The following is a 17,645-nucleotide window of genomic DNA, read 5'->3' as shown; positions in this document are numbered from 1 at the left end:
CCCTGATGCGCCGCTTCCTCCTTGTCGCTGCCGGGATCGCCGGGCTCGCCGGCATCCAGGCCATCGCGCAGACGGTCGACGGGCTCGACCTCGAGGCGATCAAGCGCCGCTCGGCCGCCATGCAGGGTGATGCCGAGACCTTCGCCGCGCAGGTCCGCAACCGCGGCGATGCCTTCCGCGAGGAAGCGATCGCGGTGCAGGCTAAGGCGACCAGTAACCTCACCGAGCTCGCCAAGGCCGATCTGCCGATGAACGGCGACGGCGCGTTCGACTTCGACGAGATCATCAAGGGCGCCAGCCAAAATGTGTCGTCGACCGGCCGCGGTGACGCGCCGCAGTTCATCGCCTTCGCCAGCCTGTCGATGCCGGTGCCAGCGCTGCGTCAGCTCATCGCCGATACAGCCAAGGCGGGCGGTGTGGTCGTGTTCCGCGGCTTCCCGAACAACTCGATGAAGGCGTTCAGCGAGGCGCTCGGCAAGGTCGTGACCGAGAAGGACCAGCTCTCCAACGTCGGCATCGACCCGCGCCTGTTCCGTGCCTTCGACGTGCAGGCGGTGCCGACCTATGTCGCGGTCTCCTCCGACTTCGACCTGTGCTCCGGCCTCAACTGCCGCACCGCCGTGCCGGCGTTCGATCGCATCACCGGCAACGTGTCGGTGCGCTATGTGCTCGACACCTTTGTCGACGGCCGCGGCCCCGGCGCCGGCGTCGCATCCGTGGCGCTGCGCAACATGGGGAAGGGGGCGTAGGTGAAGCGCCTCACCGCCTCGCTCTTCCTCGCCGTCATCGCGGGCGGCGCCAGCGGCGTCATCGCGCAGACGACGATCGAGCAGGCGCGCCAGGAAGGTAACGCCATGGCCAAGGCGATGGCCGCGGACGAGAGCCTGCTGCCCAATGACGCCAAGCTGCAGGAGCTGCCCGGCTACGGTGGCACCGACCTGCCCGAGAAGGTCTATTTCGACGATCCCGACAAGCTGACGATGGACGGCAAGTCGGCCGCGCCGACCAACGACGCCTATGGCACCGTCGTCGACAAGGCCGGCACCCGACCGAGCTTCAGCAACGCCGAGATCCTCGCGGCAACCTCGCGCGGCACCGCGATCGAGACCGATCCCGACACCTATCTCGGCGGCCAGGACCTCAGTGGTTCGAACGGCACCTGCACCGCGCTTCCGCCGTCGGTCGGATCGAAGGGCTATTACGAGGCAACCTGCAACAAGGGCTCCAAGGTCACCCAAGCCAACGAGACCTGCCGCGGCACCATGGTCCCCCACGTCGTGAACACCTCGCGCTGGTTCTACTACGGTGCCACGCCGGACAAGCAGGAAGCGATGGGCTTCGCCCGCAACAGCACGATGCAGGCGAAGGTCGCGTCCGGTGTCTGCCGCGCGGAGCCGGTCTCCAAGCACGTCTGCGACGCACAGATCGACCTCGGTGCGGGTGGCACGAACGTCGAGGATTACCGCAAATACTGTAAGAGCAAGCAGAGCGGCACCGCGCAGCTCTACTCCTGCTCCACCGAGATCCCGCAGGGCGAGATCCCGTCGCACTGGAATTTCAAGACCAACACCGTCTTCGTGAAGAAGGAAGGCGAGACCAGCGTGTCGGTCACGCGCAGCGAGGGCACCTGCCCCGCGCTCGCCTCGGATACGAGCTGCACGGCGCAGACCGCCGAGGTCTGCACCGAGGGTCCCGAGACGCGCACCATCGAAGGAGTGCCGGTCACCCAGAGCTGCTGGGCGTGGTCGCGCACCTTCACCTGCCAGCGCATCCAGCCGGCCAGCGATTGCAGCGCGCTCGACACTAACGCGCAATGCAAGTTCCTGCGCGACGAGTGCCTCGACGATCCGAGAGACGGTGCGTGCAAGGTGTCGCAACGCGTCTACAGCTGCCCGCTGCCCGACGATCCCGCATCGACCGACAAGCAGTACGTCTGCGGCAACGACGTCTACTGCATCAACGGCGACTGTGAGCAGATAGAGCGCGAGGCCTCGACCGAGTTCAAGGACGCGCTGGTGGCGCTCCACGCGATCGGTGACGCCGGTGCACAGTTCGATCCCGACAAGCTCACCGTGTTCTCCGGCGAGCGGGGCACCTGCAACAAGAAGATCTTCGGCGCGTCGAATTGCTGCTCGGGCAAGGGCGTGCCGCTGTTGACGCCGTGGCTGTGCAGCTCGGCCGAGAAGCAGCTCGACGAGAAGGACGACAAGGGGCTCTGCCACAAGGTCGGCTCCTACTGCTCGGACAAGGTGCTCGGCATCTGCGTCACGTCCAAGGACGCCTATTGCTGCTTCGGCAGCAAGCTTTCCCGCATCCTGCAGGAGCAGGGTCGCGAGCAGATCAACAAACCATGGGGCAAGCCAAAGGACGAAACCTGCAAGGGCTTCACCATCGAGGAGTTCCAACGCCTCGATCTGTCGAAGATGGATTTCTCCGAGGTCTACGCCGAGTTCATGGACGCCGCCAAGCTGCCGGACGAGGTCAGCGTAATGACCGACATCCAGCAAAAGATTCAGGGGTATTATGACCTTCACGGGGGCAAATGATGCGGACGGTCCGGGGGGACCGTGCACGGTCGACATGTCGGTGCTCGACCTTGCGATCTTCCTGCGGATCCACCGCTCGTCGCGCGGCACCTCGGCCGGCGAGGTCGCGCAGACGATCGGACACTGGTTCCAGTGCGACGTCGACCCCGGCGAGATCGAGCGCTCCTTCCCGCGCATGGTCGACGCCGGCTGGCTGGTCCGCCGCCCGACAGGCATGCGCGCCACGATCAAGGGTCGCAAGCACGGCCGCAGCCACCTGCGCGGGATCGTCCGCATGCTCGATCAGGGCACCAAGATGCTCGACGTCGCGCGGATGATGTCGGTCCTCCAACTCGCAATGATTGAGCTCGACGGGGAGCATGACGATGAAGACGATCAGGGATAACCGCCGCGGCGGCTTCGCCGCTACGCTCCTCATGCTGCTCGCCGCGGCCGCGCCGAGCGCGGCGCCCGGGCAGTCGCTGGATCTCCAGTCGGCCGCCATGGCGGACGCCGGCGACGGTGACACCGCCGAGGATCAGGCGCAGCCGGAGGTCCTCGAGGCGAGCGCGGCCACGTCGGCGCAGGGTGACGACTTCTACTGCGGCCAGCGCCGGCTCGGGCAGTGGTTCTATTGCGAGCGCCCGAAGGCAGCGCCCAAGACACCTCAGGCCGCGCAGCAGGCGCAGGCGTCCGCGACCGACCGCATGAAGGCGATCACGCGCCAGCTCGACGAGCTGAAGAACCGTGCGATCCTCGAGCCGACCGAGGCGAACGTCATTGCCTACGTCCGCTACCAGCGCGAGCAGCTCGACCGCGCGTCGACCTTCTCCGACACGTGGCAGCGCGCGCTCTGGCAGAACCCCGACATCGACTACACGCTGCAGCGCCCGGTCTCGACGCTCGGCAAGCGCGCCTGGTCCGACAACCGCAGCGCCACCCGCGATCAGATGCTCGAGCGCCTCGGCCAGCGCTACGGCATGTTCTACTTCTTCGCGCAGAGCTGTGCCGCGTGTGAGGTGTTCTCGCCGATCCTGCGCTCGGTCGCCGATAGCCACCGCATGACGGTGATGGCGGTCTCGACCGACGGTGGGCCGAGCCGCTCCTTCCCCAACTACGTCGTCGACAGCGGCCAACGCCAGCGCATGGGCGTGCCGCTCGCCACGCCGGCGCTGGTGCTCTTCGACACCGTCACCCGCAAGACCGTCCCCATCGGGTTCGGCGTCATGTCCGCCGACGAGATCATGGAGCGCATCTTCATGCTCACCAACACCAAGCCCGGCGAGGACTTCTGATGTCCACTCCCCTCCCCCGTCCCTCTCGCATCCGCGTGCTGCTGCGGCGCTCCGCCGCGGCGATCGCGGTGCTCGGCGCCGCGAGCATGATCCCGGTCGATATCGCGCGCGCCGACGTTGCCGGGCAGATGAACAGCTTCTTCCAGGATGCTGGTGGTGCAGCGAACGTGACCGGCCCGAGCGCCTATCAGGGGCAGACCGCCGGCTATTACTCGATGGGTAACGTTTGGACGCGCTTCCCGCAGAAGAGCGTGCAGGCCTACAATCTGCAGCTACCCAGCGTGCGTGCCGGCTGTGGCGGCATCGACATCTTCACCGGCTCCTTTTCCTTCATCAACGGCGCTGAGATGGTCGCCATGATGAAGGCGACCGCCAACAACGCGCTCGGCTTCGCCTTTCAGCTCGCCATCGACAGCGTCTCGCCGGCGATCGGCAAGGTCATGGAAAACATGTCGAACAAGGCGCAGCTGCAGAACCAGATGAACATATCCTCGTGCGAGGCGGCACAGGGTCTCGTCGGTTCGGTCTGGCCGAAGATGGCCGGCGCACGCTCGACGATCTGCGCCGCGGTCGGCAACAACCAGGGCAAGTTCGCCGACTGGGCGCGGTCTCGGCAGGAGTGCGGTGCCGGCAACAAGACGGACTCGACGCTTGCTGCCAACAATGATCCGCGAATGGCTGAGCACATCCCCGGCTCGGCGCGTAACTACACCTGGGATGCGATCCAGCGCTCGAACAAGTTCGGCACGATGGACACCGGCTTCTCCGAGTATCTGATGACGCTCGTCGGCACGATCGTCACCAACCCCGACGCGAAGGACGGCGCGGCGGTCGACTTCTATGGCCCCGCCGAGGAGGCGCTGGTCACGGCGCTGCTCGACGGAACAACCGGCGCCGGCACGACGCCGCTGTATATGCTGAAGTGCAAAGAGGATCTGAAGTGCCTCGAGATCGATAAGCAGCCGCTTCAGGTGCAGGAAGGCCTTCGCACCAAGATCCACAAGCTGATCGAGTCGATCAACTCGAAGATCCGCACCGACTCCGCGCTGTCGCTCGAGGAGCAGCAGCTGCTCAACATGACGTCGCTGCCGCTGTACAAGATGCTGGCGGTGCAGGCGATGGCGCACCAGAGCTTCAATCCGGGCGAAACCAGCGCGCTTGCCGAAATCGTCGCGGTCAACCTCCTCGCGGCGATGATCGACAACATGCTCGATCGGATCAGCCAGTCGGTCGTTCAGGTCCAGGCCCCGGACGCCGAGATGGGCAAGATGTGGCGTGACCAGCTTAGCGCCGCGCGCGAGCGCTACGCACAGCGCGACTTCAAGCTGAAGGACACGCTCAACCAGACGATCTTTCTCATCAACAAGTCGGTGATGCTCGAGTCGACGCTGCAGAACAGCATGTCGCCGGCGATGGCAGCATCGCTCAACTTCTCGCGCGGGCTGAGCGCGCAGGGCCTCAACTAAGGACAGCGAGCGATGGTCGAGGTCTTCACGATTGGTGGCGGCGAGTACATGGTCAACACGTTCAACGCGGTAGCCGCGTGGACAGGCGGAGGCGGCTACCGCGCCCTGCTGCGGGTGGTGATGATCCTCGGCCTGATCTACACGCTCATGTCGGTCGCGTTCACGATGAACTGGCGCGTCTGGATGAACTGGTTCCTCGGCTCGACGCTGATCTACTCGTGCCTCATGGTGCCGACCGTCAGCGTGAAGGTCACCGACCGCATCAACCCCTCGCTGGCACCGGCCACGATCGCGAACGTGCCGCTCGGGCTCGGCGTTATGGCGAGCTTCACCAGCCAGGTCGGTGATTGGCTGACGCGCACGGCCGAGACCGTCTTCACGATGCCGAGCCAGCTCAACTACTCGACCAACGGCATGGTCTACGGAGCGCGCCTGTTCGACGCGACGCGCAATTTCGAGATCCGCGACGCCGAGTTTGCGACCAACCTCTCGGCCCACTTCAAGAGCTGCGTCTTCGGCGACATCATGCTCGGCCAGAAGTCGATGACCGACCTCGCCAATGCCAAGGACCTCTGGATCGCGATGGGACCGGGCTCGGTCGCGCGATCACAGCCGTGGGTGACCCGGGAGGGCATTGCCGTCACCACCGACATCATCACCTGCAACAACGCCTACGAGAAGCTCTCCGGGCAGTGGCAGTCGATGATCGCGGCCAACACGCCGATCTGGTCGAAGCAGGCCTACCCCAAGCTGTCGACGTCGGTTGCCTCGGCGAAGCTCCGTGCAGACGTGCCCATCGTCAATCAGGCCTTCACGGCCGCAAGCCCCAACTTCGAAGCGGTCATGCGCCAGAACACGGCCATCAACGCCTTCATGCAGGCGCGTGACGGTATGGCGGGCGGCCCGGGCGCGGCATCGATCGACACTTTCGCGACCACGCGTGCGGACATCCAGGCGCGCAACACGTACAACTCGATCGCGCAGCAGGCGATGAGCTGGGTGCCGATCCTCAACATCGTGCTGACCGTCGTGTTCTACGCGATGTTCCCGGTCATCTTCCCGCTGTTCCTGATGCCGCAGACGGGTGTCGGAGCACTCAAGGGCTACCTGACCGGCTTCTTCTATCTCGCTTCGTGGGGACCGCTCTACGTCATCCTCCACATGATCTGCATGACGCGGGCGACGATTGCGGCGAAAGGCGTCGCGGAGGGAGGCATATCTCTTGGCACCTACGCCGGGATCGGTGCGGTCAATGCTGAGACGGCGACGATCGCCGGGTTCATGCTGATGAGCGTGCCGTTCCTCGCTGCCGGTCTGGCGAAGGGCGCGATGAGCATTTCGGGTCAGGCGACGTCGATCCTCAGTCCAGCGCAGAACGCCGCGGAAGCTGCCGCGGCCGAGCAGACGACCGGCAACTACTCGTATGGGAATACGAGCTTCGCCAACTCGACCTCCAACATGCGTCAGAGCGACCAATGGTCCAACGCGCCGATGTTCTCGTCAGCCGCAACGGCGGGCTCTTCGTTCCGCTACAATGATGGGACCACCACTAGCAGCTATGGCAACGGCCAGTCGGTCTTCGATGTCACGCCTGGCATGAGCAAGCTGGGCGTCACACCAACTATGAACAGCGGCTTCGTTGCCGAGATGAGGCAGGCTGCGAGCGAGGCGGAGAGGGCGTCGATAAGTGAAAGCGAGGCAGCAGCTGCTATTCGCACAGCCACTCACACAAACCGAAGCGCCGTCGGACAATCAACTGTTCAGTCGAATGGCTTCGAGACTGGTCAGGGCGGGCAAACCGGTACAACATTCGATACTTATGATCGTAACGGTGGCTCGACCAGCAACGGGATCGAGCAACGCGATTCGACGGGACAGACGCTGAGAACATCCGATGGGCATAGCCGCGGTGCAGACAAGCTCCAGCAGACCTCGTTCAGTCTCGAGGCCGGAAAATCGATGGGGCCGAACGGCCGCGGTGGGGCGAATGCGCCACAACAGGGAGCCGAAGGCTCCGTTCCGAGCGGGGCAGGGTCAAGCCGTCAGCCGTCGCGTCTCGAGAGGTTCCGTGATGCACTCCCAATCCCGAAGGTAGGTGGCTCAGTGAGTTGGACCGGCCAGCAACGCGACGCTCTCCGCCACGATGTTGATCGGACACGAACGGATGACGTAAACAGCTCTGAGACGGACGCCTATCGTGAGGAGCATGGTAACGGCGACAATGCTGGAACGTCGGACAGCACTTATAAGCGGGCAGGCACCTTCTCTCGTGCCTCCACAGATAGAACATCGTCTGTAAGCGAGGAAGAAGCGCTAGCAATGGCCTACTCGCACGAGCAGCGCGCTCAAAAGCTACATGAGCTCTCTCAGCAACTAACACGCGACGCGAGCTTCGCTGAGTCGCACGGCCTACAAATGAGCGAGAATCTCAGTCAGGAATTTAGCCAGTGGTACACGCAAATGGCGGCCGAGAAGAAAGGACTTAACGCACCTAGTCTTCACCAGCCCACTTTCACGCAGCAAGAACGACTGACTAGGGATGGCATGCTTGCCACCTTCCTGGCGCAAAAGAAGCAGGAAATATACGATCAGATCGGTCCCAGCCTACATCAGCCGGACCTCGTTGAAGTCGCTCCGCCGCCTGTCAGCTCCGAGGCAGATGTGGTTGGTCGATACCATCCGCATGGGCTCGCGCCTCTGCCGAGTGGCCCAGCTATTCCGGACGGAACGGATGTCCGCGAGCGCATCGCCTCAGGTAAAGTCCAGCTGGACTCCGAGCGGGATGCAAAGGTTTCTGTCCGCGCTGGCCACGTCCAGGCGGGTTCGCAGGTACAGAGCGAGACTAACCGAGATCTTAACAGGGGTTTCTTCACCGACCCGAGCAAGCGGGATTGATGCTACATCACGTGGGCACAATAAATATACGCCACAATAATCAGCACCGGCCAGATGGCATTTGCTGCTACGGAGGTTAGACTAATACGACCATCCGTGTTTCGGATTGACGACTGCGGAAGGTTGTCACCAGACTCGCGGGTGACGTAGATTGGACCAGCGGGATCGTCCCTGGTCGCGCTAGCCATCGCATTGTCAATGATGCGCATGTCACAAACCTCCGCCTGGAGGTTATACTCGGGAGGGCACGGATGACAAGCAGAGAGGGACAAAACGTCGCCGTTGGGAATCCTCATCAAGGAACGGAGAGCCTTCCAATTGTCGTCTTTTCCTGGTTGTTGGTGACGTCTATTGGCCTAATGCCCTTAGCAGAGGCCGCTTTGAAACGCGCTCCATCGATCACCCTTCCGACCACCGCGGCTTTTTTCGTCGCAGTCGGAAGCGGCATCCTACTGCGTCGACGCTACTCATGGATAGAAGTCGTTCTCCACATCTATGGCCAGATCGCAATCTGGCTTTCCCTGTTTGTTATGTCGCTTGCAGCGCTCCTGATGGCGTTTGGTCCTCGGTAGGCTTGTTCGCTCAGGAGCGATGTGCGCGCGAGGATCAGCCAACCCTCCAGTCACTTAGACCTGGGTGATGGCACATACGGGTGTGCCTGACGCACGATCTCAGCCGCCTTCGCGATAGCCTCCAGCTCGGCCGGCTTCCCCTTCGGCTCTATCCTCCAGTTAGATCGCGGATGAAACACGATTGGCAGCGCGGTTACCTCGCCGATCAGCTTCTTCCAATGTGCCTCGGTCCGGCCCGCCGCGCCGGCGAGCAGATGCGCGAGGAGGTCTCGTATGTCGTCGGTGCTCTCCGGCGCGTCGTGCTTGGCCATGAGCCACTCTACCCTGCGTCAGAACCATACGCGATAGATTGCACCAAGTTGACCGCTACCGCCGGCGCGTCGGAACAGGGTTCTTAGGGGAATGTTCTAGTGGTGACCGACGCCGACCCCCTAGCGCCCGGTCCGATTGGCGCCTCGCTGCTCCTCCCCCCCCCCCGAACGGCGGGGCGCCACTCACCCCGCCGTCCGAAACAGCGTCAATTTGCAAGCGCGGCTTTTAGCGCCTTCGAGCGCAGGAAGGCCTCGCCGCGCTCGGCCATGCGGTCCCACGTCGCGGCCGACTGTAGATGGCGCTCCTGAACGCGCGCCAGATCAGTGGCCGCGGCTGCGCTTCTCTCGACCTCGGCTCTCTGCCGGCAGAACTTCGGATCTTCATTCATGATTGTTCCTCCCGCGTTACAAACGCACGCCGCAGACCTTGGATGCGGGCTGTAATCTTGTTCTATCGCAGTGGGTTAGCGGACCGGCGCTCACACGGCGGTTGAACCCGGCCGAGGCTTTGATCGTTACACGGACGAACGATCAGGAGCGTACCATGTCTGACGACAAGACGAACCGCGGTGAACCGGACCGCTCGCGGGTTTCGGGCAACGAGCCGTATGAAGTCGAGTATTTCGCCTCCAAGCACGGGTTGAGCCAGGAACAGGCGCGCGAGCTGATCGCTTCGGTCGGCAACGATCGCGCGAAGCTCGATGCCGCGGCAGAGGGTATCAAGGGCGAGCGCGGGCAAGGCTGACGGGAGGCATCATGAGCGACGCACCGCTGGTGGACATCAACACGGCGACGGCAGCCGAATTGGACGCCGTAGCTGGTCTCGAAGGTCACGGCTTCGAGATCGTCCGCTACCGCGGCGAGCGTGGCCGCTTCACTGACCTTCGACAGCTCGACGAGGTGCCTGGGTTAGCAGGAAAGGCCGATGACGGCCGCGCGGCCCTAACGGTCGGCGACGCCTGACGGTGCAGCCCTAGGGCTTCTTCTCGCCGGCCAGCTCTTCAAGCATCTGCACTAACGCGCGTGCGCCGGCGAGGGCCTCCTCGGCGCGGCCATGAACCTCGCCCAGGTCGTCGACGTCGTGGCTCTGCCGCATCGCTACGAGCTTCGCGTAGGCCTGATCGAGCGCGGCCTGCGTCTCCTCGATCTCCTTGAAGGTATCCATCGGCCGGTCTCCCACGAAGCTTCAGCAAGCGGGATTTCGCCGCGTTTGCAACGGGATCACGCCGAACCGGAGGCGTCTCCCGCGCCGCTACCGCCGCAATGCCGGGATAGCCGATACAGAAGCATGGCCACGTCGACCGCAGCCGCGGCAGCGTAGACGGATCATCTTGGCAGCGATGTCGCCATCGCCTTTGAAGCGCTCGAGGATCCGCTCGGCAGGAAAGTTGATGGTGCGGCCGCAAGCGCAGACAATCCGCATGTCGGCGCGATCGGCCGCCCACTCGCCAAGTGTCTGGTAGGAGGTGTCGTTCGTCGGCCGGCTGCTCACAGCGGCGAAACGTCCTCGTACCGCCCGGCTTTCCGCAGCTGCCGCACGATCCCGTTAAAGGCCGCGGTGACGCCCTGGGCACGCCCGATCTCGTTGGTCTGCGAAGCGGCGTCCCAGTAGAGCTCGAGCGGCCACCGCTCAGGGCAGTGCGGCAGCAGGCAGCGCAGTGCGAGGCGCACCTCGATGCCGTCGACCGTCGTCTCCGAGCATTTCGCCACGCCGGCGCGCAGGATGTGCACCGACAGCGCGATCACGACGCGCTGGTGCCGAGGCAGCGTCGCCACGGATCAGTGAAAGTCGTGCGACTTGAAGCGCACGACGTCCTCAGGGTCCATGCCGTCGGCATGCGGCGGCCAGTAGCAGTTGCGCGGCTCGGGGCTCCACTCCTTGTCGCCGCGATCGGGCGAGCCGGGGTGCTGGGCGGCATCGCCGCGGCCGGTGCGATGCGGGAATGACATGTCGCCAACGCGGTGCAGAAGGTCGCCATGGTCGACGATGCGGTCGCAGATGACGTGGATCACCTCGCCTTCCTTCTGCACCCGCCCCTTCAAGCCCACCATTGAGGCCGACATGACGGTGCGGCGCTGCGCTTCGAAGCGGTCGGGCCAGAGGATGCCGTTGGCAATGCCAGTCTCATCCTCGATGGTGATGAACAGCACGCCCTTCGCAGAGCCTGGCTTCTGGCGGACCAGGATGATGCCGGCGACCTCGACGTGGCGGCCGTCGCGGACGCTGGCGAGATCCGCGCAGCGGGTGACGCCGCGGCGCGTCAGCTCGTCTCGCACGAACGACAGCGGATGCGCGCGAAGCGACAGCTGCAGGTTGCGGTAATCCTCGATTACCTCGCGGCCGTCGGTGAGTAAGCGGAGCTGCACCTCGGGCTCGATCCCCTCGGCACTCTGCGTCTCGGCCGCGCGGTCCGCCGCGGCGAACAGCGGCAGCGGTGCCTCGCCGAGCCCCCTCACCTTCCAGAGCCCCTGCCGGCGATCGGCGCCGAAGCTGTGGAAGGCGTCGCCGTCCGCCAGTTTCTCAATCGCGGCGCGCTGGGCGCCGGAGCGGCGCCACACATCCTCGACGCTCTCGTAGGGGGTGGTGCTGCGCGCGGAGACGATCTTGGCGCCGTCAGCGTTCGACAACCCGCGGATCTGCCTGAGACCGAGCCGCACGGCCAGGTAGCGTCCGGGTGTTGGTTCGAGCGTGCAGTCCCAACGGCTGGCGTTGACGCAAGGAGGCCGCACCTCGACGCCGTGCTCGCGCGCGTCGCGGACGATCTGCGCCGGCGCGTAGAAGCCCATCGGCTGTGCGTTCATCAGCGCGGCACAGAACACGTCGGGATGGTGGTGCTTCATCCACGACGAGGCGTAGGAGATCTTCGCGAAGCTGGCGGCGTGGCTCTCGGGGAAGCCGTAGGAGCCGAAGCCCTCGAGCTGGCGGAAGGTGCGCTCGGCGAACTCCCGCGGGTAGCCCCGCTCGACCATGCCCCCGATCAGCTTTTCGCTGAAGTGGCTGACACCGCCGGTGAATTTGAAGGTTGCCATGGCGCGGCGCAGCTGGTCCGCCTCGGCCGGCGTGAAGCCGGCGCCAACGATCGCCACCTTCATCGCCTGCTCCTGAAACAGCGGCACGCCGAGCGTCTTCTCGAGGACCGCACGTAGCTCGGGCCGCGGGTACTCGGGTCGCTCGAGCCCCTCGCGTCGGCGCAGGTAGGGGTGGACCATGTCGCCCTGGATCGGCCCCGGCCGCACGATCGCGACCTGGATGACGAGATCGTAGAAGCGCCGCGGCTTCATGCGCGGCAGCATGCTCATCTGTGCGCGGCTTTCGATCTGAAAGGTGCCGAGAGTATCGGCCTTCTGGATCATGGCGTAGACGTCCGCGTCGTCGTCCTGCAGGTCGGCCAGCCCGACGCGGATGCCCTTGTCCTGCTCGAGCAGGTTGAAGGCCCGGTTCATGCAGCCGAGCATCCCCAATCCGAGGACGTCGACCTTCATGAACTTGAGTGCGTCGATGTCGTCCTTGTCCCACTCGATGATCTGGCGGTCCTCCATCGCCGCGGGCTCGATCGGCACCAGGTCGTCGAGGCGGTCATGCGTCAGCACGAAGCCGCCCGGGTGCTGCGACATGTGACGCGGCACGCCAATCAGCTTGCGCGCGAGGTCGAGGGTCAGCCGAAGGCGACGATCGGCGATGTCGAGGTTGAGCTCGTCTACCTGCTTCTCGCCGACGCCCTCGGCCGACCAGCCCCACACGAGGCCGGCGAGCGAGGAGGTCAGATCCTCTGGCAGGCCGAGCGCCTTGCCCACGTCGCGCACTGCGCCGCGCGCGCGGTAGCGGGTCACGACCGCGGTCAGCGCGGAGTGGTTGCGACCATAGGTCTCGTAGATCCACTGGATGATCTCTTCGCGGCGCTCATGCTCGAAGTCGACGTCGATGTCGGGGGGCTCGCGGCGCTCGCCCGACACGAAGCGCTCGAACAGCAGCTCGTGCTTGATCGGGTCGATCGAGGTGACGCCGAGCACGAAGCACACGCAGCTGTTCGCGGCCGAGCCGCGGCCCTGGCACAGGATCCCGCGCCGGCGCGCCTCGCGGACGATGGCGTACACGGTGAGGAAGTAGGGCGCGTAGCCAAGCTCACCGATCAGCCGCATCTCATGCGCGATCTGCGTGGTGTAGGCTTCCGGCACGTTGCCATCGAACATCCGCTCGACCGCCTCGGTCGCCAGCTTCTGCAACGCCTCCTGCGCCGTCAGCCCTTCGATCAGGCGCTCGTGCGGGTACTGGTAGGCCAGCTCGCCGAGGTCGAAAGTGCAGAGCTTGGCGATGTCGACGCTCGCCTGCAGCGCATCCGGGTAGGCGCGGAAGCGGCGCACCATCTCGTCGGGCGATTTCAGCGCGCGGTCGGCGTTCACCTCGCGGCGGTAGCCAAGCTCGTCGACGGTGCATTTCTCGCGCACGGCGGTCACGACGTCCTGCAGCAGGCGTGCCTCGGGCGCGTGGTAGAGCACGTCGCCAGTGACGACGGCGCGCACGCCGGCGCCGCCCGCCTGACGCGCGAGCGCGTCGATGCGCACCGCGTCGCCCGGCCGGCGTCGCTGGTAAAGCGCCATGTAGCCACGGCGCCCGTAGACCGCCTTCAGGTCCTTCAGCGCCGCCAGGTTCTCCTCGTCCGCCTCATGGGGCAGCAGGATAGCAATGACACCCTCGGACCATGGCTCGAGGTCGTGCCAGTGGAGCAGACACGCGCCCTTCCCTGCCCGCTTCTTGCCGACAGTGAGCAGCCGCGTGATGCGCGACCAGGCGGGGCGATCGGTGGGGTAGAGCAGCAGGCGACGGCCGCAGGAGAGGTCCACGCGCGTGCCTGCGATCGAGCGCACGCCGGTCGCCTTCTGCGCCTCCCAGGCGCGGACGACGCCCCCGACCGTGCCGATGTCGCTGACGCCGATCGCGGGGTAGCCGAGCAGCGCCGCGGCCGCGAACAGCTCTTCGGGCGACGATGCGCCGCGCAGCAGCGAGAAGTGGGTGAGCACCTGCAGCTCGACATAGTGGGTCATCCGAAGACCCCATGCATCCACCAGCTGAGGTCGCCGGTGTCCTCCTCGAAGCCGTCGCCGCGGCGAAATACCCAGTAGCGGCCGCCCTCTTCGTCCTCGACGCGGTAATAGTCGCGCACCGCCCACACCTCGGCCTCACGGCGCCACCACTCGCCATGAACGCGCTCGGGACCGTCGCCGGCGACGATCTTGTAGGTCTTGCCGCGCCACTCGAAGCGCCGCGGTGGCTGGTCGGGCATCAGCGCCATGACACGCGCGAGCGGCTCGGGCCGTGCAAACAGCCGGATCGGCCGCGGCCACTTTGGCCAGGGTCCGGGCGTTTCGTTCGGGTCGGAGCGGGCGACGGCTCGCTCCGGCACATGGCTTTCGACCGGCGCCGCGCGGAAGACGGCGCGTGGGCCGATCCTGCCGGCGATAACGTCGACGAGCCTTGCAGGATCGCGCACCAGCGTCTCGCCGGCGAGCACCGCGCCGAGGTCGACTGCATCAAGCGGCTCGGTATGCGGCGCCACGAGCCAGAACTGCTCGAGGCCCATCCCGGGATCGATCCGCTCGATCTTGAGCTTGAGGAGCCGCAGCAGGTGCGGCACCTCGCGCGTCGGCCGCGAGGTGCCAACAGCGACGACCTGTTCGGTGCCGTCGACGCGAAGGCCAGTGAGCCGCAGCGCGCGCGCGCCGAGCCCGCGCTCCTGCAGCACGCCGGCGAGATCGCGCAGCAGGTCGCCCATGACCTGCTCGATTGCCTCGGCCGTGCCGATCGGCTCGAGCAGCCGGCGCTCGACGAGCGGCACCTCCGCATCCTCGCGTGGCGTGATCGGCTCCGCGACTGAGCCGAGCGCCTGGTCGAGCCGCGTGATCGCCGGCAGGCCGAGCCGGCGCGCAAGCGGCCCGCGTGCGACCGGCAGGAGATCCGCGATCGTCTCGAAGCCGAAGCGACGCGCGGCACTGAGCGCATTGGGTGCGAGGCGCAGCGCCACGATGGGCAGCGGCGCGAGTGCGCTGGCTGTAGCGCCCGGCTCCGCTCGGATCAGGTCGCCGCGGCCGTAGCGCGCGAGCGCGTGCGCCGCACCCGGTGTATCTGCGACCGCTACGCGTGCCGTGAAGCCTGCCCGCTTGCAGAAGGCGATCAAACGCCGGCAGAAGCGCTCCTCGCCGCCATGCAGGTGCTCGCAGCCGGCGAGATCGATCCATAGGCCATCGCTTGGTGAGACCGCGGCGATCGGCGACCAGCGGCGCACTGCCAGCAGCGCGAGCCTGTCGAGCAGCGCCGCGTCGGCCTCCGGCTCGGCGGGGCGGAAGTCGAGGTCGGACACGAGCGCGCGCGCGTGGGTGGCCGCCATGCCGGGATGCACGCCCAGAGCGCGCGCTCCGTCACAGGCGGCGACCACCTCCTCGCGCCGACCGACTTTGCCGATCAGCGCCAGCGGCGCGTGCTCGAGCGGCTTGGCGGCGGGCACGCTGATGCGCGGCGCCGGCGTCGCCGCCTTGTAGGGGTGACTGGCGGCTTCCGAGCGCCGGCCGAGCTCGCGCATAGGTGGCTGCGCGTGGGTCGGCAGTGCGGCGATCTGCGCCTCGACGGCGCCGCGCGACGGCATGCCTTCCCGCGCCCAACGCGCACCTGGCCGCCATCCTCCGCCCCGCGGCACCGAACAGGCGCCGGGGTCGTCGTCTACCGGCAGCTCGAGGACAGGCCTTTCAGGCTGCCGCGGAGCGGACCGTTCCAACCGTCTCAACCGCTCCACGGCCAAGCTCGGCAGGAACAGCGAGACGACCCGTCTCATCGCTGCCCTCCACAATCAGGGAGAAGCCCTCACCTCCACGCTGTCGGACGCACTCCACCGACCATCTCGCTCTTCCCACACCCGCGACATCCAACCGCTCGGATGGCGCGGCACCAATTCGCCAGCGCGTCCACGCGGCGGACGGCTCGGCGAACACGTCCTGGTTGAGGCCTCGCGCGCGCCGCAAAAGCAGCACCGGCATGTCGGCGTCGGCCGCGACGAGCTGCAGGCGGCGTGTCGCCACCATCGAGACCTTGCTCGCCTCTGCCACGATCGCAGCCGGCGTGCCGTCCCGCACCGCATCCTCGACCACTGCGAGCAGCGCCGCGTCGTCCCGCGGCTGGGCGTAGATGACGTTGGCCGACGGCAGGCCGGCTTGCTCCAGCGCCGGAGCGTACAGGTCGGCGCGGCAGCTAGCCCACAGCACCGGCCCCCCTGCCCCTGCCGCTTCGCGGGCGGCAATACCGGCAAGGAAGAGCGTGGTGGCCGCATCGTCGACCAGCGATGCGCTCCGTGCAGCCGCCTCGTGCAGCGCGCCGGCACGCAACCCCCCTGCCCCAAGCCGGCTGTCGAGCGCGTCCACGCCGAACGGCATGACGCGATAGTCAGCAGCAGGCGTGGCGATCGTCCGCAGATGCGCTATGCTTGGCGCGAAGGAATCGAGGGCGGCGGACATCGGTTTCTAAGACTCTATTCGTTCCCTTTATGTTCCGTAAATGAGCGCCGCTGGTCAAGCTCCGATCGGCTCGGTTCATCGATTTAAGGAGAACGGCACCGCAACGAAGCGCCAACAAAGCGGGAAAAAGCGCTTTCCACGGGCAGCGACGTGACTCATAGAATCTGGATGCCGATCCGCGCAGAAAACCGCTGGCTCTACCCGATCGACTGGCAGCAGCTGTCAGGCAGGATCCGGTTCGAGCGCGCGGGCAGGCGCTGCGAGCAGTGTGGCCGGCCGCATCTTCAACGTGTCGCACATCTCGGTGACGGCCGCTGGTGGGATGCGGAGGCGGCGTGCTGGCGTTCGGACCGCGGCAAGCGGATTGCCGTGAAGGGCGGCTTCACGCTCGCCAGCGTACGGGTGACTTACGTGGTCTTGGCCTGCGCGCATCTCGATCATGATCCTAGCAACAGCGCACCAGCCAATCTCAAGGCGCTATGTCAGCGGTGCCACATGATCCACGATGCCGCTGAGCATCGCTGGCAACGCTGGTGGAACGCCTTCCGGCTGCGCGCGCTGCGCGACCTTTACGAGGATCCCCGGATCACAAGGGAGCGCCAGGTGGGGCGATGATCGCTCGTAGACGGCGATTGAGCACTGGCGATCATGCATTCGGCAGGAGCGGCCTGTCAGTGCTCCACGAACGGCCCCTCAATGGCGCCGGCTAGTTGCTCAGTGAATTGCGCGTGCCTATCGGCACAGCGTCCGCGAGAGACAACGCGGCCTTCTCGCAGCACATCGACGCCAGCCTCGAAGCTGGGATCATTCGTCCCGTGGAAGCTGGTTCTGACGGTGCGTTCGTAGACGACGTAGGTCCATGGGCCGTTTCGGAAGGCAGCCTGCAGTTCACCTCCGCCTGAGAACCCCTCCTGGGCGTAGCGTCCATGAGGGACCTCCAACTCGACCCGTCCCCGCCGTACGGAGCGATATACCAAGTTCGACCCGTTCCTGACGACTGCGGCAGTCCGGTCGCCCATGCGGCACGCAAAGACCGTCCGATCGGATGGGGAGGCTGCTACTGCAACCAGGAGTGCCAGTA

General features: G+C 65.9%; 17 protein-coding genes. 9 read left to right on the top strand and 8 right to left on the bottom strand.

Features of this window, described 5'->3' with window-relative positions:
• Positions 1 to 5 precede the first annotated feature (5 nt).
• Genes trbC through FHY02_RS19835 form a run of 6 tightly spaced genes read left to right on the top strand, consistent with a single transcriptional unit; the run spans position 6 to position 8,181 of the window.
• Positions 6 to 749 (top strand): type-F conjugative transfer system pilin assembly protein TrbC, encoded by a 744-nt coding sequence (gene trbC, locus FHY02_RS19860; protein ID WP_183925499.1) that lies wholly within the window; start codon positions 6 to 8, stop codon positions 747 to 749.
• The gene (locus tag FHY02_RS19855; RefSeq protein ID WP_183925496.1) at positions 750 to 2,546 is read left to right on the top strand and encodes a conjugal transfer protein TraN; all 1,797 of its coding nucleotides are present in this window, start codon (positions 750 to 752) and stop codon (positions 2,544 to 2,546) included.
• Between the two features lie 34 nt (positions 2,547 to 2,580).
• Complete coding sequence (locus FHY02_RS19850) at positions 2,581 to 2,931, top strand: hypothetical protein (protein ID WP_183925494.1); 351 nt, start codon at positions 2,581 to 2,583, stop codon at positions 2,929 to 2,931.
• Positions 2,912 to 3,820: a conjugal transfer protein TraF gene (locus tag FHY02_RS19845; protein ID WP_260173014.1), complete on the top strand. Its 909-nt coding sequence runs from the start codon at positions 2,912 to 2,914 to the stop codon at positions 3,818 to 3,820. Before FHY02_RS19850 ends, FHY02_RS19845 begins: the two co-directional genes overlap by 20 nt.
• Positions 3,820 to 5,286: a conjugal transfer protein TraH gene (locus FHY02_RS19840; RefSeq protein ID WP_183925492.1), complete on the top strand. Its 1,467-nt coding sequence runs from the start codon at positions 3,820 to 3,822 to the stop codon at positions 5,284 to 5,286. The genes FHY02_RS19845 and FHY02_RS19840 overlap by 1 nt, the downstream gene beginning before the upstream one ends.
• A gap of 12 nt (positions 5,287 to 5,298) precedes the next feature.
• Positions 5,299 to 8,181 (top strand): conjugal transfer protein TraG N-terminal domain-containing protein, encoded by a 2,883-nt coding sequence (locus FHY02_RS19835; protein WP_183925490.1) that lies wholly within the window; start codon positions 5,299 to 5,301, stop codon positions 8,179 to 8,181.
• A 622-nt stretch (positions 8,182 to 8,803) separates the two neighbouring features.
• Here FHY02_RS19835 and FHY02_RS19830 read toward each other — a convergent pair.
• On the bottom strand, positions 8,804 to 9,064 hold the full coding sequence (locus tag FHY02_RS19830) for a hypothetical protein (protein ID WP_183925488.1): 261 nt from the start codon (positions 9,062 to 9,064) through the stop codon (positions 8,804 to 8,806).
• 206 nt (positions 9,065 to 9,270) lie between these two features.
• Complete coding sequence (locus tag FHY02_RS19825; RefSeq protein WP_183925486.1) at positions 9,271 to 9,453, bottom strand: hypothetical protein; 183 nt, start codon at positions 9,451 to 9,453, stop codon at positions 9,271 to 9,273.
• Between the two features lie 155 nt (positions 9,454 to 9,608).
• Here FHY02_RS19825 and FHY02_RS19820 point away from each other — a divergent pair, with 155 nt between their 5' ends.
• Positions 9,609 to 9,809, top strand: a complete 201-nt coding sequence (locus tag FHY02_RS19820; RefSeq protein WP_183925484.1) for a DUF3606 domain-containing protein — start codon at positions 9,609 to 9,611, stop codon at positions 9,807 to 9,809.
• 11 nt (positions 9,810 to 9,820) lie between these two features.
• On the top strand, positions 9,821 to 10,027 hold the full coding sequence (locus FHY02_RS19815; protein WP_221198745.1) for a helix-hairpin-helix domain-containing protein: 207 nt from the start codon (positions 9,821 to 9,823) through the stop codon (positions 10,025 to 10,027).
• Between the two features lie 10 nt (positions 10,028 to 10,037).
• On the opposite strand, the gene FHY02_RS19810 is transcribed toward FHY02_RS19815, so the two are convergent.
• From FHY02_RS19810 to FHY02_RS19785, 6 genes are all read right to left on the bottom strand, one after another.
• Positions 10,038 to 10,229 carry a hypothetical protein gene (locus FHY02_RS19810; RefSeq protein WP_183925482.1) on the bottom strand — a complete coding sequence of 64 codons (192 nt, stop codon included), beginning with the start codon at positions 10,227 to 10,229 and terminating at the stop codon, positions 10,038 to 10,040.
• A gap of 87 nt (positions 10,230 to 10,316) precedes the next feature.
• Positions 10,317 to 10,556, bottom strand: a complete 240-nt coding sequence (locus tag FHY02_RS19805) for a hypothetical protein (protein WP_183925480.1) — start codon at positions 10,554 to 10,556, stop codon at positions 10,317 to 10,319.
• A complete protein-coding gene (locus FHY02_RS19800; protein WP_132910712.1) occupies positions 10,553 to 10,840 on the bottom strand; it encodes a hypothetical protein in 288 nt (95 codons plus the stop codon). Before FHY02_RS19800 ends, FHY02_RS19805 begins: the two co-directional genes overlap by 4 nt.
• Before the next feature lie 3 nt (positions 10,841 to 10,843).
• A complete protein-coding gene (locus FHY02_RS19795) occupies positions 10,844 to 14,107 on the bottom strand; it encodes an error-prone DNA polymerase (RefSeq protein ID WP_183925478.1) in 3,264 nt (1,087 codons plus the stop codon).
• The gene (locus tag FHY02_RS19790; protein ID WP_260173013.1) at positions 14,104 to 15,702 is read right to left on the bottom strand and encodes a DNA polymerase Y family protein; all 1,599 of its coding nucleotides are present in this window, start codon (positions 15,700 to 15,702) and stop codon (positions 14,104 to 14,106) included. Before FHY02_RS19790 ends, FHY02_RS19795 begins: the two co-directional genes overlap by 4 nt.
• A 100-nt stretch (positions 15,703 to 15,802) precedes the next feature.
• Positions 15,803 to 16,564, bottom strand: a complete 762-nt coding sequence (locus tag FHY02_RS19785) for an ImuA family protein (protein ID WP_183925476.1) — start codon at positions 16,562 to 16,564, stop codon at positions 15,803 to 15,805.
• Between the two features lie 168 nt (positions 16,565 to 16,732).
• Here FHY02_RS19785 and FHY02_RS19780 point away from each other — a divergent pair, with 168 nt between their 5' ends.
• Entirely contained in the window at positions 16,733 to 17,179 is a 447-nt protein-coding gene (locus FHY02_RS19780; protein ID WP_183925474.1) for a hypothetical protein, read from the top strand.
• Positions 17,180 to 17,645 lie beyond the last annotated feature (466 nt).

It is taken from the genome of Sphingomonas sp. BK069 (assembly GCF_014193405.1).
In the GTDB taxonomy this organism is placed as follows: domain Bacteria; phylum Pseudomonadota; class Alphaproteobacteria; order Sphingomonadales; family Sphingomonadaceae; genus Sphingomonas.
This window is presented reverse-complemented; position numbering and strand designations above follow the sequence as displayed.

What these genes read in the sequence shown, in the direction of transcription:
- FHY02_RS19785 (WP_183925476.1), bottom strand. Translation starts at nt 16,564, where the DNA reads ATGTCCGCCGCCCTCGATTCCTTCGCGCCAAGCATAGCGCATCTGCGG.
- FHY02_RS19795 (WP_183925478.1), bottom strand. Translation starts at nt 14,107, where the DNA reads ATGACCCACTATGTCGAGCTGCAGGTGCTCACCCACTTCTCGCTGCTG.
- FHY02_RS19825 (WP_183925486.1), bottom strand. Translation starts at nt 9,453, where the DNA reads ATGAATGAAGATCCGAAGTTCTGCCGGCAGAGAGCCGAGGTCGAGAGA.
- FHY02_RS19845 (WP_260173014.1), top strand. Translation starts at nt 2,912, where the DNA reads ATGAAGACGATCAGGGATAACCGCCGCGGCGGCTTCGCCGCTACGCTC.
- FHY02_RS19790 (WP_260173013.1), bottom strand. Translation starts at nt 15,702, where the DNA reads ATGCCGTCGCGCGGCGCCGTCGAGGCGCAGATCGCCGCACTGCCGACC.
- FHY02_RS19815 (WP_221198745.1), top strand. Translation starts at nt 9,821, where the DNA reads ATGAGCGACGCACCGCTGGTGGACATCAACACGGCGACGGCAGCCGAA.
- trbC (WP_183925499.1), top strand. Translation starts at nt 6, where the DNA reads ATGCGCCGCTTCCTCCTTGTCGCTGCCGGGATCGCCGGGCTCGCCGGC.
- FHY02_RS19820 (WP_183925484.1), top strand. Translation starts at nt 9,609, where the DNA reads ATGTCTGACGACAAGACGAACCGCGGTGAACCGGACCGCTCGCGGGTT.
- FHY02_RS19780 (WP_183925474.1), top strand. Translation starts at nt 16,733, where the DNA reads ATGCCGATCCGCGCAGAAAACCGCTGGCTCTACCCGATCGACTGGCAG.
- FHY02_RS19810 (WP_183925482.1), bottom strand. Translation starts at nt 10,229, where the DNA reads ATGGATACCTTCAAGGAGATCGAGGAGACGCAGGCCGCGCTCGATCAG.
- FHY02_RS19840 (WP_183925492.1), top strand. Translation starts at nt 3,820, where the DNA reads ATGTCCACTCCCCTCCCCCGTCCCTCTCGCATCCGCGTGCTGCTGCGG.
- FHY02_RS19835 (WP_183925490.1), top strand. Translation starts at nt 5,299, where the DNA reads ATGGTCGAGGTCTTCACGATTGGTGGCGGCGAGTACATGGTCAACACG.
- FHY02_RS19850 (WP_183925494.1), top strand. Translation starts at nt 2,581, where the DNA reads ATGTCGGTGCTCGACCTTGCGATCTTCCTGCGGATCCACCGCTCGTCG.
- FHY02_RS19830 (WP_183925488.1), bottom strand. Translation starts at nt 9,064, where the DNA reads ATGGCCAAGCACGACGCGCCGGAGAGCACCGACGACATACGAGACCTC.